At 68.9% G+C, this 15,717-nt stretch carries 13 protein-coding genes; 5 read left to right on the forward strand and 8 right to left on the reverse strand.

Annotation, left to right across the window (positions count from 1 at the left end; translation table 11 throughout):
• Position 1: 1 nt before the first annotated feature.
• Together DLJ53_RS26660 and DLJ53_RS26665 are read right to left on the reverse strand one after the other, a co-directional pair.
• On the reverse strand, positions 2–409 hold the full coding sequence (locus tag DLJ53_RS26660) for a GFA family protein (RefSeq protein ID WP_111351093.1): 408 nt from the start codon (positions 407–409) through the stop codon (positions 2–4).
• Positions 410–486: 77 nt separating this feature from the next.
• Positions 487–1,512 carry a cysteine synthase A gene (locus DLJ53_RS26665; protein ID WP_111351095.1) on the reverse strand — a complete coding sequence of 342 codons (1,026 nt, stop codon included), beginning with the start codon at positions 1,510–1,512 and terminating at the stop codon, positions 487–489.
• 155 nt (positions 1,513–1,667) lie between these two features.
• Between DLJ53_RS26665 and DLJ53_RS26670 the strand changes: the two genes are divergently transcribed.
• A complete protein-coding gene (locus DLJ53_RS26670) occupies positions 1,668–2,168 on the forward strand; it encodes an SRPBCC family protein (protein ID WP_211100685.1) in 501 nt (166 codons plus the stop codon).
• Between the two features lie 37 nt (positions 2,169–2,205).
• On the opposite strand, the gene DLJ53_RS26675 is transcribed toward DLJ53_RS26670, so the two are convergent.
• Both DLJ53_RS26675 and DLJ53_RS26680 read right to left on the reverse strand, forming a co-directional pair.
• Positions 2,206–3,111, reverse strand: coding sequence for a GAF domain-containing protein (locus DLJ53_RS26675; protein WP_111351098.1), 906 nt, complete (start codon positions 3,109–3,111; stop codon positions 2,206–2,208).
• A 259-nt stretch (positions 3,112–3,370) separates the two neighbouring features.
• Positions 3,371–4,360, reverse strand: a complete 990-nt coding sequence (locus DLJ53_RS26680; protein WP_111351100.1) for a polyprenyl synthetase family protein — start codon at positions 4,358–4,360, stop codon at positions 3,371–3,373.
• 139 nt (positions 4,361–4,499) lie between these two features.
• On the opposite strand from DLJ53_RS26680, the gene DLJ53_RS26685 reads away from it, so the two are divergent.
• The gene (locus DLJ53_RS26685; RefSeq protein ID WP_111351101.1) at positions 4,500–4,724 is read left to right on the forward strand and encodes a putative signal transducing protein; all 225 of its coding nucleotides are present in this window, start codon (positions 4,500–4,502) and stop codon (positions 4,722–4,724) included.
• An 84-nt stretch (positions 4,725–4,808) separates the two neighbouring features.
• On the opposite strand, the gene DLJ53_RS26690 is transcribed toward DLJ53_RS26685, so the two are convergent.
• Positions 4,809–5,771 carry a 4-(cytidine 5'-diphospho)-2-C-methyl-D-erythritol kinase gene (locus DLJ53_RS26690; protein ID WP_111351103.1) on the reverse strand — a complete coding sequence of 321 codons (963 nt, stop codon included), beginning with the start codon at positions 5,769–5,771 and terminating at the stop codon, positions 4,809–4,811.
• A gap of 11 nt (positions 5,772–5,782) precedes the next feature.
• Positions 5,783–7,675 carry a tetratricopeptide repeat protein gene (locus DLJ53_RS26695; RefSeq protein WP_146620106.1) on the reverse strand — a complete coding sequence of 631 codons (1,893 nt, stop codon included), beginning with the start codon at positions 7,673–7,675 and terminating at the stop codon, positions 5,783–5,785.
• A 179-nt stretch (positions 7,676–7,854) separates the two neighbouring features.
• On the opposite strand from DLJ53_RS26695, the gene ppdK reads away from it, so the two are divergent.
• From ppdK to DLJ53_RS26710, 3 genes are all read left to right on the forward strand, one after another.
• Entirely contained in the window at positions 7,855–10,512 is a 2,658-nt protein-coding gene (gene ppdK, locus DLJ53_RS26700) for a pyruvate, phosphate dikinase (protein ID WP_111351106.1), read from the forward strand.
• A 150-nt stretch (positions 10,513–10,662) separates the two neighbouring features.
• Positions 10,663–11,202 carry a TrmH family RNA methyltransferase gene (locus DLJ53_RS26705; protein ID WP_280525525.1) on the forward strand — a complete coding sequence of 180 codons (540 nt, stop codon included), beginning with the start codon at positions 10,663–10,665 and terminating at the stop codon, positions 11,200–11,202.
• 190 nt (positions 11,203–11,392) lie between these two features.
• On the forward strand, positions 11,393–12,433 hold the full coding sequence (locus DLJ53_RS26710; RefSeq protein ID WP_111351109.1) for a trans-3-hydroxy-L-proline dehydratase: 1,041 nt from the start codon (positions 11,393–11,395) through the stop codon (positions 12,431–12,433).
• Positions 12,434–12,452: 19 nt separating this feature from the next.
• Here DLJ53_RS26710 and DLJ53_RS26715 read toward each other — a convergent pair whose 3' ends face one another.
• Entirely contained in the window at positions 12,453–13,169 is a 717-nt protein-coding gene (locus DLJ53_RS26715; protein WP_162409569.1) for a sulfotransferase-like domain-containing protein, read from the reverse strand.
• A gap of 118 nt (positions 13,170–13,287) precedes the next feature.
• Entirely contained in the window at positions 13,288–15,591 is a 2,304-nt protein-coding gene (locus DLJ53_RS26720; RefSeq protein WP_162409571.1) for a putative bifunctional diguanylate cyclase/phosphodiesterase, read from the reverse strand.
• Between the last annotated feature and the right edge of the window lie 126 nt (positions 15,592–15,717).

A 15,717-nucleotide genomic window follows, 5' to 3' on the forward strand; every position in this document is an offset into this window, starting at 1 on the left:
CTCATCGTTGTGGGAGGTACTCGAACGTCGGAAGGCCCTCGGGGAGGACATGGAAGGGCTGGCAGTCGACCATATAGATCGCCGCCTGGGGACCCCCGAACTGCGCCGGATCGTCGAGGGTGCCGATCTTGAGGATCGGGCCGTCGACGCCGGGCCGCCAGGTCGCGATGTGGGTCCCGCAGGTGCCGCAGAACTCCCGCGTCACGGGGGCCTCGAGGTCGGACCGCGCGAACGCACTGGGTGACCCCACGGTGTATTCGAAGCCGCCGGGCGGCACGATCATGAAGAAATTGGGGCCGCCGCCGGAGATATACTGGCACTCCCGGCAGTGGCATTCGCCCTTGAAGACCGGCTCGGCGGTCACGCGGTAGCGCAGCGCGCCGCAGTAGCACCCACCCTGAAGATCCATAGATTGCCTCTTATGGAAATGACGACGCGGTCGAAGCTCGTCTTATGACCGCGTCATCGCCCGCCGCGCGGGTGAGATCAAGCGTCCTCGAACGGGACCTTGATGTCGACCGTGGTCTCCAGCCAGCCGGGGACCGGGAGGTCCTTGGAGCGCAGGAAGTCCGGGTTGAACATCTTCGACGCGTAGCGGTAGCCGTAGTCGCACAGGACGGTCACGATGGTGTGGCCCGGGCCCATGTCCTTCGCCATGCGGATCGCGCCGGCGATGTTGATGGCGGAGGACCCGCCGAGCACCATGCCCTCCTCGCGGATGAGGTCGTAGACCAGCGGCAGCGCCTCGGCGTCGGTGATCTGGTAGGGCATGTCGACCTCGACGCCCTCGAGGTTCGCCGTGATGCGGCCCTGGCCGATGCCCTCGGTGATGGAGGACCCCTCCGAGCGCAGCTCGCCGTCCTTGTACCAGTGGTAGAGGGCCGCCCCCATCGGATCGGCGATGCCGATCTTCACGTCGCCGCGCGCCTTGAGCGCCATCGACACGCCGCCCAGCGTCCCGCCGGAGCCGGCCGCGCAGATGAAGCCGTCGACCTTGCCCTGCGTCTGCTCCCAGATCTCCGGGCCGGTGCCGTTGATGTGGGCGTCGCGGTTGGCGGTGTTGTCGAACTGGTTCGCCCAGATGGCGCCGTGCGGCTCGGTCTTCGCCAGCTCCGCGGCGAGGCGGCCGGAGAGCTTCACGTAGTTGTTGGGGTTCTTGTAGGGGACCGCCGGCACCTCGATGAGCTCGGCGCCCGCCTGGCGGATGGCGTCCTTCTTCTCCTGGCTCTGCGTCTCGGGAATGACGATCACGGTGCGGAAGCCCAGGGCGTTGCCGACGAGCGCCAGCCCGATGCCTGTGTTGCCCGCGGTCCCCTCCACGATGACGCCACCGGGCTCGAGCGTGCCGCGCTTGACGGCATCGCGGATGATGAAGAGCGCGGCGCGGTCCTTGACCGATTGCCCCGGGTTCAGGAATTCGGCCTTGCCGAGGATCGTGCAGCCGGTTTCCTCCGATGCACGCTTCAGGCGCACCAGGGGCGTGTTGCCGATCAGATCGATCATGTTGGTCATGGGAGACTCCTTGAAGCCCGGGAATAGGGCTGGGCCCCGGCCGCTTCAAGGAGAGGCCTCTATTCAAGTAACGAAGCCATGATTAAATACGCCCCGTGACCGATACGCCTTCTCACTCCGAAACGCCGATGCGCGCCGGCCGGACCGAGCCCACGATGCCCGAGGGCAAGGGCCACCGGCTGCGCAGCAGCGGATCGACCGTCGTGCCCGTCCGCCGCCAGCGGCTGTGGGACATCATCATGGATGAAGCGCGCCTGTCCGCCGCCATCCCTGGCGCGGAGACGCTGCATCGCGTCGAGGGCGAGGACGACCGCACCTATGCGGCGGACGTGTCCATCGGCGTCGGGCCAATCAAGGGCACGTGGCGGGTGACCGCGCGTTTCGCCGAGGAGATCGAGCCGAGCCACATCGTGCTGTTCGGCGGCGCGAACGGTCCGCTCGGCAAGTCCTTCGGCGAGGGGTGGATCGACTTCGAGCCGGTCGAGGGGGGGACGCGCGTGAGCTACAGCTACGCGATCCTGATCTCGGGCATGGTGGCGAAGGTCGGCGGCCGGCTGATCGACGGTGCGGCGGACCGGCTGATCGACAAGTTCTACGAGCGTCTGGCGAAGGCGATCCGCGCCGAGCGCCGTGCCGCGGCGACTGCCGCCGACTGAGCCGCGGAAGCCATCGGCCGTACGGACGGCCGCCCGGTCAGGGGAGCTCCTCGAGCACCACGCGGTAGCGGGGGAGGCCGGCGTCGAGCTGGCACACGATCGACGCGCGGGACGGGGTGATCGCCCCGTCCTGCGTCGTCACCTCCACCAATAGCGGCTTGACCTTTTCGGCATGGGCGTCGGCGGCGTTGAGCGCCTTGCGCATCATCACGCCGACCAGCGAATTCCAGCCGACGACGAAGTCCTGCACCGACTGCTTCACAAGCTGGTGGTGGGGCATGCGCAAGAGGAGGCACGCGGCGCGATTGGCCCGCTCGATTTTGCCGGTGCTCGACACGTTGAGGACGGCGACGTTGGAGCGGTCGGCCATCGCTTCGAGCTGGGCCCGCTTGGAGGGGGCGGAGAGCGTCCGCGCCATCACCTCCACCGACTGGCCGGCGAAGCGGGCGAGCATCGCGAACGACGCGACGATGTCCTCCTCCAGCGCCTCGCGCGGGCCGTAGTCGAGGACGAAGAGCGTGCCGACGGCGTGGTCCTGGATACGGATCGGCGCGCCGGCGAAGAATCTCGCGTGCGGGTAGCCGTGGACGAGCAGGTCCTCGGTGAAGTGCGGGTCCTTCGACGCGTCCGGGACGACGAAGACGGTGTCGCCGCTGTCATGCACCTTGGCGCACAGGGCGTTGCCCTGTGGCGCGCCGCCGGCGCAGCCGTGGTCGGCGTCGACCATGGTCGAGACGAAGGCGATCGGGCAGTCGACGAGCTGGCGGGCGAGGCGAAGGATGGTCTCGTGCTGCTCCGAGCCGAGCCAGCGCATCAGCGCCACCGCGATCGGCCAGGGGAGATTCACCTTGGAGAGATGGGGGGCCAGCTCGTGCCGCTGCCGGCGGGAGCCCGGCTCGGCGGTGGGTGACACAGTGTGGTCGCGCGGCGCTTGGCTCGACATTCCGCAAGGTTCCAGGACAATCGCGAACAAGAGCAGGAGCAGCGCCCGTCGTCCCCTGTGCTATGCGCGGCAACGGCGTCGACGGGCAGCTATTGGTCCATGCGCCGCAAGATCTGCGGTCATGTTCGAAAATGCTATAGGAAAAACATCAAAAGGACAATCCCCGACAAAATCGCGATAGACAGAAAGCCCACGCATTATCTTGCTCAATATGCAATATACATGGTGTCTTCCAGTCGATGTATCGGGGACATGCTTGCTAGTGCAGGCGCGATACAGCGAAGCCGACGACCTCCGCCAAGGCATCGCGCATCGGCGCCGGCGGGACGGACTTCAGATCCTCCAGCGCGCGATCCGCGAATTCCTGGGCCCGGGCTTGCGTGTCCGCCAGCGCGCCGGTCGCCAGGACGAGGTCGCGGGCCTTGAGGACGTCCTCGTCCTGCACCTCGCTGCGTTCGATGCAGCGCTCCCAGAACGCGCGATCCTCGGCCGAGCCGCGCCCGTAGGCGAGCAGCACCGGCAGCGTCGCCTTGCCCTCGCGCAGGTCGTCGCCGACGTTCTTGCCGAGGGTGGCCGCGTCGCCGCCGAAGTCGAGCGCGTCGTCGATGAGCTGGAAGGCGAGGCCGAGGTTGCGCCCGTAGGATTCCAGCGGCGCGCGATAGGACGCCGCGCGGGCGATGATCGGCCCGGCCGCCGTCGCCGCCGCGAAGAGCGCCGCGGTCTTGGCGTCGATCACGGCCATGTAATGGTCTTCGCCGACCGAGAGGTTCTTGGCGCCGGCGAGCTGGCGGACCTCGCCTTCCGAAATCGTCGCGGCGGCGCTCGAGAAGACGTCGAGCGCCTCCAGCGAGCCGACGTCCACCATCAGCTTGAAGGCCTGGCCGAGCAGGAAGTCGCCGACGAGGACGCTCGCCTGGTTGCCCCAGATCATCCGCGCGGCCGGCTTGCCGCGGCGCATCGCGCTGTCGTCCACGACGTCATCGTGGAGGAGAGTCGCGGTGTGCATGTACTCGACCGCCGTCGCGAGCTTCACGTCGCCGTCGCCCCGATAGTCGAACAGCCTGGCGGTGGCGAGGGTCAGCATCGGGCGGATGCGCTTGCCGCCGGAGGAGATCAGGTGGTCGGCGACCTCCGGGATCATGGTGACGTCCGAGCCCGCGTGCGACGCGATGAGCGCGTTGACCTCGGCCATCCGATCGGCCACGCTTTCCACCAGCCGGTCAATGCTGCTGGTCGGGACCGGCGCCATTGCCGCGGACGTCGTCACGGCTGTTCACTCGCTCGGTTTTGCATGAAGAGAACCATGGGCTTGTAGTTATGGGTCGACGCGCACCGCTGGGCGACGCCACGCCGTGGAGACGGGGTGAGGCATACACGAAGGAGCTCGCGTGGACGAACTTTTAAGGACAAACGACCTCGTCCTGATCTCGTTCGTGGATGCGCTTCTGTCTGACGCAAAGATTGCTCACCTCGTCGTCGACCAGAACATGAGCGTCCTGGAAGGTTCGCTCGGGGTACTCCCCCGACGCGTCCTCGTCGATAGGGAACGTGCCGAAGACGCGCGCCGATTGCTCAACGAGGCCGGAATCGGCACCGAATTGTCGGATCGCTGACGTTTTCCGGCCGCGGTTGGCGCAGCGTGCGGCCGCGCGATCCGCCATGACGGGCGCGGTGGCGCCCGGCGCGGCGGGCTCGCCTCAGCCGGCGGGGGCGAGGGCGCCGTCATCCATCTCAACCGCCGGCGGCAGCCCGTCGGCCGATCCCGAGAAACGCACGGCGCGGATCCACCAGCGCGAGGGGGCCGCGGACGCGAGCCGTGCGACCGCCGCGTCCCGCGCGGCAGCGTCCGGGAAGAGGCCGAAGACCGTCGGGCCCGAGCCCGACATGCGGGCGAGCGCGCACCCCTCCGTTGCCGCGACCGCGTTCAGCACGGCGTCGATGTCCGGGCAGCAGGCGCGGGCGGGCGCCTCGAGATCGTTGCGTGTGCCGGCGAGCCAGTCGCACAGCGCCCCGGCGTCAGCGAGCGGCGGCATCTCGAAGGGGGGATTGTCGCGCTTCCGGAGCGCGCGGAAGACGTCCGCCGTCGCGAGCGGGACGCCGGGATTGACGAGGATGCCGGCAACCGGCGGCAACTCGGCGGGGCGCAGAACCTCGCCGATACCCTCCATGATCGACGGCCGTCCGTCGAGGCACACCGGGATGTCGGCGCCGAGGGAGAGGCCGTCCGCCGCGAAGTCCGACGCGGCGATGCCGCGGTGGATCGCTGCCGCCCTCAGGACGGCGGCCGCGTCGGCCGAGCCGCCGCCGATCCCGGCGGCCACCGGCAGCCCCTTGGTAAGATGGACCGCCGCGATCTCGGGGCAGAGCCTCGCCGCGGCGACGGCGAGGTTCTCGGCACCGTGCGGCACGCTGCCGGCGAAGGGGCCGCCGACAACGAAGTCCGGCGTCCGCGGCGGGCGGTCGTCGGACCGCTCGCGGTCAGGCGGGGAGAAGCGGACGGTGACCTCGTCGCCGTCCGTGACGGCGGCGAAGGCCACAAGGCTCTGCAGTTCGTGGTAGCCGCTCTCGCGCCGCCCGAGGACGTGCAGCGCGAGGTTGACCTTGGCCGGGACGGCCAGGCGCAATGCGGGCGGGGGCGGTGGGCCGTCGGTCGCCCGCATGCGTCGCAGCTCTACTCGGCCGCCTTGGTCTCGTCGTCGTCCGCCGGGGTAGCGGGAGCCGCTTCGGCCGGGGCCGCGTCGGCAGGCGTCTTCGGGGTCTCGCCGGCCGGAGCCTTCGCCGCCTCGCCGCCGTTCTCGCCGTGTTGCGACGCCGCGTGCTGGTTGGAGGCCTCCTGCACCGTCTTCGGCGGTTCCATCCCGCTGAGGAGCTTCTTCTGGATCGTCGCGGCGAGTTCGTCGTCCGGCTTGAACTCGGCCGCGTGCGACCACTGGAACATCGCCTCGCGCTTGCGGCCCACCTGCCAGTAGGCGTCGCCGAGGTGATCGTTGATCACCGGGTCGATCGGCTTCAGGTTCACCGCGCGCTCCAGCTCGCGCACCGCGTCCTGGTAGCGCCCGAGGCGGTAGTAGGCCCAGCCCAGGCTGTCGACGATGTAGCCGTTGCCGGGCTCCGCCGCGACGGCGCGCCGCACCATGTCGATGGCCTCGTCGAGCTTCTCGCCCCGGTCGATGAGCGAATAGCCGAGGTAGTTCAGCGTATGCGCGTTGTCCGGCCGGTAGGTGAGGGCGAGGCGGAAGTCCCGCTCGGCGCCCGGCCACTCGTCCGTCCGTTCGCGGGCGATGCCACGGAAGTAGTACAGCGACCAGTAGGCGGCCGGCACGTTGCCGAGCGCGTCGATCGCCTTGCTGTAGGTCGCGCGGGCGTCCTTGTAGTTCTCCATGTCGCGGTAGACGTTGCCGAGCACCACGGTGGTGGAGATGTCCGACGGGTCGTCCTTCACGGCCTGCTCGAGCAGGCGGATCGCCTCCTCGTTGCGGTCGAGCGCGTTGAGGTTCAGGGCCTCCTGGACGCGGGCGCTGCGCGAGAGGGGGTGGTCGGCGGGGATGGCGCGGTAGATCCCGATCGCCGCCTCGTACTGACGCAGCGACTCCATCACCTGGCCGAGCGCCATGGAGGCGAAATAGCTCTCCGGGTCGAGGTAGAGGGCGAGCTGGAAGAGGGCCGCCGCCTGGGCGTTGCCGCCGTCACGGGCGTAGGCGGTGCCGAGGCCGTAGAGCGCCTCGGCCACACCCTCGACGGGCGAGGCGATCAGCGGGGCGACGTCGCCGGCGTCGAGCGCTTCGCGGACCGACACCGTGAACTGGTCGTTGCCGCCGAGCCGCTCCTCGAACTCGTCGAGGACCTTGCGGGCGCGGTCCATCTCGCCGGCGCGGGCGAGGCCGCGCACGAACGCCTCGACGATGCGCGGCGAGCCGGCGTCACGCTCGAACGAGGCGCCGAGATCGCGCACCGCCCCGGCGTTCATCCCCGCGTAGTCGGCGATGAGGCCGCTGTGGAGGATGGTCGACGGTTTGTAGAGGTTCGGCTTGCCGAGCTCCTCGAGATCGGCGAGGGCCTCCTTCGTCTTGCCCTGGCCGACCTTCACCCATGCCTCGAGGAGGCCGGCGATCAGCTCCTGGATCTGCCCGCCCACATTGTCGAGGTTGCCGAGCGTCTCGAGCGCGGCGGCGCGCTCGCCGTTGCGGATCTGTTCGACGGCGAGGGTGGTCAGCGCGACCCAGTTGTCCGGCTCGGAGCGCAGCAGCTCCTCGGCGAGGGGGACGGCGCGGCGCATGTTGCCGGAGGCGACGTTGAGGACGAGCGACGTGTCCAGCAGGTCCGGGTTCTTCCGGTCCTTGTCCAGCGCGGCGACGTAGAAGCCGGCGGCGGCCGAAATGTCCTGGTTGAAGCGGGCATGCCGGGCCGCGAGGTAGTACCCGCTCAGCGAACCCAGACCCAACGCCTCGACCGGGTCGACGGCTTCCCCGATGCCCGCCGGCTCATTTCCCGGAGCCGCAACGGCAGAGCCGGAGAGCGCCAGGGCAAACGCCAGACCGATCGATACCTTTGTGCGCAGTGGCAAGGTGGACCCCTTCCGTCGGAACGCGCGCGGTTGCGCAACTTGAACACGAAAACTGATTTGCGACTTAGGCGCCACCGTTCACCACTGCAACGCCGAGCGCAAGGGTAGAGGGTGGTGACCGTTTCCAGATGACCTAAGCTTCATTATACGGTGACGTTCGGCAGTAGGGGAACACACACATGGGCAAATGGGTGTACACGTTCGGCGACGGTTCAGCCGAGGGTGATGCAAGCCAACGGGACCTCCTGGGCGGCAAGGGCGCAAACCTTGCCGAAATGGCGAGCCTCGGGCTCCCCGTCCCGCCGGGGATGACGATCACGACCGAAGTCTGCACCTACTTTTACGAGCATGACCGGAACTATCCGCCGGAGCTCGAAGCGGAGGTGAACGCCGCCCTCGACAAGATCGCAGCGTCGACGGGCCGCACCTTCGGTGACCCCAAGATGCCGCTCCTCGTCTCCGTCCGTTCCGGCGCCCGGATCTCGATGCCCGGCATGATGGACACGGTCCTCAACCTCGGACTGAACGACGACACGGTCGGCGCCCTCGCCGAGAACGCCGGCGACGAGCGGTTCGCCGTCGATTCCTATCGTCGCTTCATTCAGATGTACGGCGACGTTGTGCTCGGTGTCGAAATGAGGAATTTCGACGAGCATCTCGAGGCCCTCAAGGAAGAGAAGGGCATCGAGCTCGACACCGAGCTCACCGCCGACGACTGGCGCGGCCTGATCGAGGTCTACAAGGAGCTGGTCCTCAAGGAGACCGGCAAGCCGTTCCCGCAGGACCCCAAGGACCAGCTCTGGGGCGCGATCGGCGCCGTGTTCGGCTCCTGGCGCAACGACCGCGCGATCACCTACCGCCGGCTGCACCAGATCCCCGAGCGCTGGGGCACCGCGGTGACCGTGCAGGCGATGGTGTTCGGCAACATGGGCGACACGTCCGCGACGGGTGTCGCCTTCACCCGCAACCCGTCGACCGGCGAGAAGCAGCTCTACGGCGAGTTCCTGATCAACGCCCAGGGCGAGGACGTCGTCGCCGGCATCCGCACCCCGCAGGACATCACCGAGCGCGCACGCATCGAGGCCGGTTCGGAGCGTCCCTCGCTGGAGCGCTCGCTCCCCGACGCGTTCAAGCAGTTCCGCGAGGTCTGCGACAAGCTCGAGGGGCACTACCGCGACGTCCAGGACCTCGAGTTCACCATCGAGCGCGGAAAGCTGTGGATGCTGCAGACCCGCGCCGGCAAGCGCACCGCCAAGGCGGCGCTGAAGATCGCCGTCGACATGGTGGACGAGGGCCTCATCTCCGAGGACGAGGCGGTGAAGCGGATCGAGCCGAACTCGCTCGACCAGCTCCTACACCCGATGATCGACCCGAAGGCCAAGACCGACCAGTTCGCCAAGGCGCTGCCGGCGTCCCCGGGCGCGGCGTCGGGCGAGATCGTGTTCACCTCGGAGGAGGCCGAGCGCCTCGCCGCGTCGGGCCGGCCCTGCATCCTCTGCCGCATCGAGACGTCGCCTGAGGACATTTCAGGTATGCACGCGGCGGGTGGTATCTTCACAACCCGTGGTGGAATGACGTCCCACGCGGCCGTCGTCGCGCGCGGCATGGGCAAGCCCTGCGTCTCGGGCGCGGGCGGCGTGAAGATCGACTACGCCAAGGGGACGATCTCCTCGAACGGCGTGACGCTGAAGGCGGGCGACAAGATCACGATCGACGGCGGCACCGGCGAGGTGTTCGTCGGCGAGGTGCCGATGCTGAAGCCGGAGCTCTCCGGCGACTTCCAGCGCCTCATGGGCTGGGCCGACGGGACGCGCCGCATGCGGGTGCGCACCAACGCCGACACCCCGCACGACGCCAAGACCGCGCGCGAGTTCGGTGCCGAGGGCATCGGCCTCTGCCGCACGGAGCACATGTTCTTCGATCCGGCCCGCATCATGGCGATGCGCGAGATGATCCTCGCCGACGACACGGACGGCCGCCGCGCCGCCCTCGACAAGCTGCTCCCGATGCAGCGCGAGGACTTCACCCAGCTGTTCGAGATCATGGCCGGCCTTCCCGTCACGATCCGCCTCCTCGACCCGCCGCTTCACGAGTTCATCCCGCACACGGACGAGGAGATCTCTGACGTCGCGAGGGCGCTCGGCGCCGACCCGGAGAAGCTGAAGAACCGCGCCCGGATGCTCGCCGAGTTCAACCCGATGCTCGGCCACCGCGGCGTGCGCCTCGCCGTCTCCTACCCGGAGATCGCCGAGATGCAGGCCCGCGCCATCTTCGAGGCCGCCATCGCGGCGGCGCAGAAGACGGGCGCGCCGGTGGTGCCTGAGGTGATGGTGCCGCTGGTGGGCCTCAAGTCGGAGCTGGAGTTCGTCAAGAAGCGCATCGACGCGACGGCGAAGGCGGTGAGCGAGGAGACCGGCCAGACGTTCACCTACCAGGTGGGCACGATGGTCGAGCTGCCGCGCGCGGCGCTCAACGCCGACAAGATCGCCGAGCAGGCCGAGTTCTTCTCGTTCGGCACCAACGACCTGACGCAGACGACCTTCGGCATCTCGCGCGACGACGCGGGCGTGTTCCTGGGCTCGTACCTGCGCGAGGCGATCATCGACGTCGACCCGTTCGTGTCGCTGGACACCGAGGGCGTGGGCGAGCTGATCCGCATCGGCGCCGAGCGGGGCCGCGCGACGCGTCCCGACATCAAGCTCGGCATCTGCGGCGAGCACGGCGGTGACCCGGCCTCGATCAAGTTCTGCGAGACGGTCAAGCTCGACTACGTGTCGTGCTCCCCGTTCCGCGTGCCGATCGCCCGCCTCGCGGCGGCGCAGGCTGCGCTGGGGTAGGGGCCCCCGCCGATCCAGCAGGAGACACGAGATGGAGTCTGATCCCGACCGGGTCAGTCCAGCCCTCGATGATGTCGCTCGCGAGAAAACTTCAGCGCGCCGGCGTGCCGACGCGCTGAAGCCCTGAAGCCCTTCCGCTGCAAGCACCTCATCGCCGTCCTCGAACGGCCGCACGATTTTCGAAACATCGGAGCGGTCATCCGGAACGTCGACGCGCTCGGGGTGGAGAAGACCTACATCGTCGATCCGCAGCGTGCGCTTCCCGACGATTGGCAGGACATGCGCGATCGCGGGACGATCTTCAAATCGTCCGTCTCGGCGGTGAAGTGGAGCTTCGTGAAGCGCTTCGACTCCTCCGAAGAATGCTTCGAGCACCTTCGATTCAAGAACTTCAGCTCGATCGTCACGTCGCCGCACCAGAAGGGGAAGACGAACGTCGTCCTCCATGAGGGCGATTACACCGTCTATCCCAAGCTGGCCGTCTGGTTCGGATCGGAAGCCACCGGGATCAGCGACTTCATGGCCGAACGAAGCGAACTCAACGTGACGATCCCGATGTACGGCATGGTCGAACGCCTCAACCTCGGCACCACGACCGGGATCGTCCTGCACGAAATCGCCAGGCAACGGCGAGATTATCAGAGCCGCTATACACGCAAGAACAAGCGCGGCGAAAAGAGGCCGGCATAATCCCCTCGGACAAGGGCCGGCGGGCGCTGAAGATTCTGCCTGTTCGTCCTCGGCGCGCCCGACAGTCGGTTCCGGGGGCTGACGCGCGTGCAGATTTCGGAATTCGTATCGTGAGCGCGGTCGGGTAGAAGTTCGCGTTCCACCCTGGAGAAGCGCGCAGGTGGTCAGCCGGCGCGCCCGAAGTGAGCCCATGCGCACCCGCACCTCCATCCACATCGTCGGCTGTCATGCCGAAGGCGAAGTCGGTGACGTTATCGTCGGCGGCGTCGCGCCGCCTCCCGGGGATACGCTGTGGGAGCAGTCCCGCTGGATCGCGCGGGACAACGGGCTGCGGGACTTCGTCCTCAACGAGCCGCGCGGGGGCGTCTTCCGCCATGTGAACCTGCTCGTCCCGCCTAAGGATCCGACGGCGGCGATGGGCTACATCATCATGGAGCCGGTCCATACCCCGCCGATGTCGGGCTCCAACTCGATCTGCGTCGCGACCGTGCTGCTCGACACCGGGATCGTCCCCATGAGCGAGCCGGAGACCCGGTTCCGGATCGAGGCGCCGGGCGGGACCGTCGACATCCTCGCCACCTGCCGGGACGGCAAGGCCGAGGAGATCCGTGTCACCAACCACCCGAGCTTCGCCGCGCGGCTCGACGCGCCGCTGGAGGTCGAGGGCCTCGGCTCCCTCACGGTCGACATCGCCTATGGCGGCGACAGCTTCGTCATCGTCGACGCCCGGCGGCTGGGTTTCGCGGTGACGCCGGACGAGGCGGCGGACCTGACGGCGACGGGCATGCGCCTCACCGCTGCCGCGACCGAGCAGCTCGGCTTCACCCATCCGGCGCAGCCCGACTGGACGCACGTCTCGTTCTGCCAGTTCACTCTGCCGGTCGAGGTGAAGGACGGGGTGAAGGTCGGCCGGAACACCGTCGCCATCGCACCCGGCAAACTCGACCGCTCGCCGACCGGGACCGGCTGCTCGGCCCGCATGGCGACGATGCACGCGCGCGGGGAGCTGAAGCCCGGCGAGCCGTTCGTCGGTGTCTCGATCCTCGGCAGCCGCTTCCGCTGCGCCATCGAGGCGGTGGTCGATCTCGCCGGGACGCCGGCCATCGTCCCGTCGATCGCCGGACGCGCGTGGATCACCGACACGCGCCAGCTCCTGCTGGACCCGGACGACCCGTGGCCGCGCGGCTACCGCCTCGGCGACACCTGGCCGGGCGCCGGCCGCCCCGCGTGAGGGCGGCGCCGGCGGGCGGTCAGATCGCCCGCTGGCGCAGGTCCTCGTAGAAGGGGAGCGCTTCGGCGAGCACGCCGGCGAGGTGCTCGCCCGTCTCCGGCAACGGCCCCTCCGCGCCGGCGAACCCCGTGCTCTTGTGCACCGCGCCGTACCAGTGCGCGGCCCAGACGCCGTCGTCCGCGTGCCCGCCCGCGGGCCAGGACAGCATCGCCTCGTCGAACGGCAGGCCGATCGCTTCGCACAGGCGCCGCAGCGCCCCGGCGGGATCGGCGCGGATGTCGTTGGAATCGATGACCACCGGATCCGTGCCGGTCATCTCGCGCACGCGGTCGTAGATCGTCTTCTGCTGCTCGAAGCCGATGTCCGACAGGGTCGGGTTCTCGCGCTTCACGTCGTAGCTCGCCAGCACCCGCGCCGGATGGCGGATCAGGAAGACGTGCGTCAGCCCCTCCATCCAGGAGAAGTCGTCGCCCGGCAGCATGTGGTGGGCCATGTGCTTCTGGTAGAAGTGCGTCTTGCCGTGGGGCGGGGTGCCGGCACAGCGCGCGGCGACGACCGCAGGGTCAGGCTCGCCCGCGGCGATGATCGCGTCGGTCATCGGGTGGTCGAGGCCCGTGCGGGCGAGATAGGCGGCGTAAAAGGGCTCGTCCCACACCGCGCAGTCGCTGCGCGCGCCGAACGAGTACATCATCGCCGTCGAAAGATTCCGCGGCCCGGACCACATCGCAATATTCAAGGGGCACCTCCATCCGCCGGCACGATGCCGAGGCGGCGCGCCGCGTGCAAGACGGCTGGCGGTCGGAGCTGATGCGCAATGTCGCGGGCCTGCGCGCGTGGCCGACGGCGGGTGCCCGTCAGGCCGCGGCCGTGCCCTTGCCGACGCCGACCTTGCCGCCCGACCAGGCCGCTGCGGACGCCGGCCGGCCGAGCAGGAAGCCCTGGAACAGCTCGCAGCCCAGCTCGCGGAGCTGGTCGAACGTCGCCTCGTCCTCGATGCCCTCGGCGACGACGTGCAGCTCGAGCTGGCTCGCCAGCTCGACGATGGCGCGGATGATGCGGTGCTGGCGCCGATGGTCGGGGTTGGAGAGATCGCGCACGAAGGACTGGTCGATCTTCAGGTAGCTCACAGGAAGGTCCGCGAGCATCCGCAGCGAGGTGTATCCGATGCCGAAGTCGTCGAGCGCGAAGCGGATCCCGAACTGGCTGATCGCCTGCATCGTCTCCGACAGCCGGTGGGCGTCGTGGATGACGAAGTTCTCCGTCACCTCCATCACGACCGAGGTTCCCGCCACGCCGTGCCGCTCCAGCGTCTCGCGGACCAGGTCGACGACGTCGCACTGCTCCAGCGTCCGCACCGAGACGTTGACCATGAGCGTGGGGAACCCGCATCCGGCCGCCGTCAGCTCGGCATAGGTGGCGATCGCGCGGCGGAACACCGTGAGGTCCAGCCGGGTGATGAGGTTGGCGGCCTCCGCCACGGGGATGAAGGTCGCGGGCGAGATGCTCTCGCCGGTGCGCCGGTTGGTCCAGCGGGCGAGCGTCTCGGCGGCGAGAGGGTGCTCGCGGTCGAGGCCGAAGATCGGCTGCATGACGATGTCGATGTCGCCGTTCTCCAGCGCCTCGGCGAGCTCGAACTCCATGATGCGGCGCGTGTCGGCGCTCGACAGGACCGCCGGACTGAAGGCGTGGACGGTGCCGCCGCCACGGCTCTTGCCCTGGTAGAGGGCGAGGTCCGCGTAGTGGATCAGGGTCTGCGGATTGTCGGTGTCGGAGGGGAGGGAGCTGATGCCGACGCTGGCGCCGATGAGGATGCGGCTCCCCTCGATGCTGAAAGGCTCGGTCAGCCGCTCGAGGATGGTGCGGGCGAACGCCATCGCGTTCACGCCCGACGGCGGCGGGCAGAGCACGGCAAACTCGTCGCCGCCGATCCGGTAGAGGCGGCAGTCGCCGGGGATGCCGGCGCCGATGCGCTCGACCACGCGGCACAGGAGCTCGTCGCCGACGGCGTGGCCGTGCAGGTCGTTGACCGGCTTGAAGCGGTCGAGGTCGATGGCGATCAGCGCGGCGGGGCTCTTCATGTCGGCGCCCGCCGAGGCATGGTCGAGGTCCTCGGCGAAGGCGACGCGGTTGAGCGCGCCGGTCAGCGGATCGTGCAGGGCGAGGTAGGAGATCCGCGCCTCGGCGGTCTTGCGCTTGGTGATGTCGACGAAGATGAGGAGGTTCTCGGCCGTGTCCGCGGCCGATGACGCCGAAACGGCGGCGCCGCGGCCGGCACTGTCGGCGATCGGCACGAACGCCTTGCGCACGATGATGTGGCGCGTCGTGCCGCGCACGTCGAGCTTCACCTCGGTCTCGGCGAGCGTGGTGCGGAGCCGGGCGATCAGGCCGCGGAAGCTCTTCACCTCGGACCGGTCGACGGAGAATGTCGCGGCACTTTCGATGAGCGCCTCCCCGTTGTCCGCCCCCATCATCGTGACGAGCGCGTCGTTGACGAACTGGATGGCGCTGTGCTCGTCGACGAGGCAGATGCCGACCGGGGCGCCGCGCGCGAGCGCCGAGAAGCGCCGCGCCTCCATGTCGAGCTGGTCCTTCAGCGTATAGTACTCGGTGACGTCGACCGCGATGCCGACGTTGAGCCCGCTCGGCAGGCGCGTCTTCGTCACCCGCTCCCAGCGGTTGTTGGGGTAGAGGCGGTCGGCCGGCCGCCCGTCGGCGCTCTGGTGGAGGGTGAGGCGTCGGGCGAGCTCGGCCTCGATCCTGTCGGGCGGCAGGTACTTCACCAGCGACCGGCGGACGATGTCGGAATAGGACGTTCCGGGCTGCATCTCCTCCGGCGGGAGGCCGAGGACCTCGCAGTACCGCTTGTTGCCGAGCATCAGGCGGTCGCTCTCGTCATAGATGGCGATGGAGCACTGGATCGCGTCGATCGCCTCGGAGATGCGCACCAGCCGGCGGCGGCAGGAGATCGCCAGGAGGGTGATCGACGCGATCGCGACCATGGCGATGACGATCGCCGCGTCGAACGACACCGACGCGAGGCTCAGTGCGTGGACGATCGCGAGGACCGCCGGCGTCAGGATGCCGAACAGCAGCGCCAGGACGAAACCGACCCCGCTCGCCAGGCTTGTGCCACGAGTCAGACGGCCGATGTCGACCATGGGACGCGTCTTCTGTGTCGGATCGAGGTGGCGCAACTCCCCACTCCAGCGAAGCGGAACATCGAATCTCGTAGGCCGCCCGATCCGGGAATGGCCATCGGCAAGGTCGCTCGCGCGATGCGAGAA

The organism is Acuticoccus sediminis (assembly GCF_003258595.1).
Lineage (GTDB): Bacteria > Pseudomonadota > Alphaproteobacteria > Rhizobiales > Amorphaceae > Acuticoccus > Acuticoccus sediminis.

Bases quoted from the DNA above. Each gene is read 5' to 3' on its own strand.
- DLJ53_RS26660 (WP_111351093.1), bottom strand. From the start codon at position 409: ATGGATCTTCAGGGTGGGTGCTACTGCGGCGCGCTGCGCTACCGCGTG.
- DLJ53_RS26665 (WP_111351095.1), bottom strand. From the start codon at position 1,512: ATGACCAACATGATCGATCTGATCGGCAACACGCCCCTGGTGCGCCTG.
- DLJ53_RS26670 (WP_211100685.1), top strand. From the start codon at position 1,668: ATGCCCGAGGGCAAGGGCCACCGGCTGCGCAGCAGCGGATCGACCGTC.
- DLJ53_RS26675 (WP_111351098.1), bottom strand. From the start codon at position 3,111: ATGTCGAGCCAAGCGCCGCGCGACCACACTGTGTCACCCACCGCCGAG.
- DLJ53_RS26680 (WP_111351100.1), bottom strand. From the start codon at position 4,360: ATGGCGCCGGTCCCGACCAGCAGCATTGACCGGCTGGTGGAAAGCGTG.
- DLJ53_RS26690 (WP_111351103.1), bottom strand. From the start codon at position 5,771: ATGCGGGCGACCGACGGCCCACCGCCCCCGCCCGCATTGCGCCTGGCC.
- ppdK (WP_111351106.1), top strand. From the start codon at position 7,855: ATGGGCAAATGGGTGTACACGTTCGGCGACGGTTCAGCCGAGGGTGAT.
- DLJ53_RS26710 (WP_111351109.1), top strand. From the start codon at position 11,393: ATGCGCACCCGCACCTCCATCCACATCGTCGGCTGTCATGCCGAAGGC.
- DLJ53_RS26720 (WP_162409571.1), bottom strand. From the start codon at position 15,591: ATGGTCGACATCGGCCGTCTGACTCGTGGCACAAGCCTGGCGAGCGGG.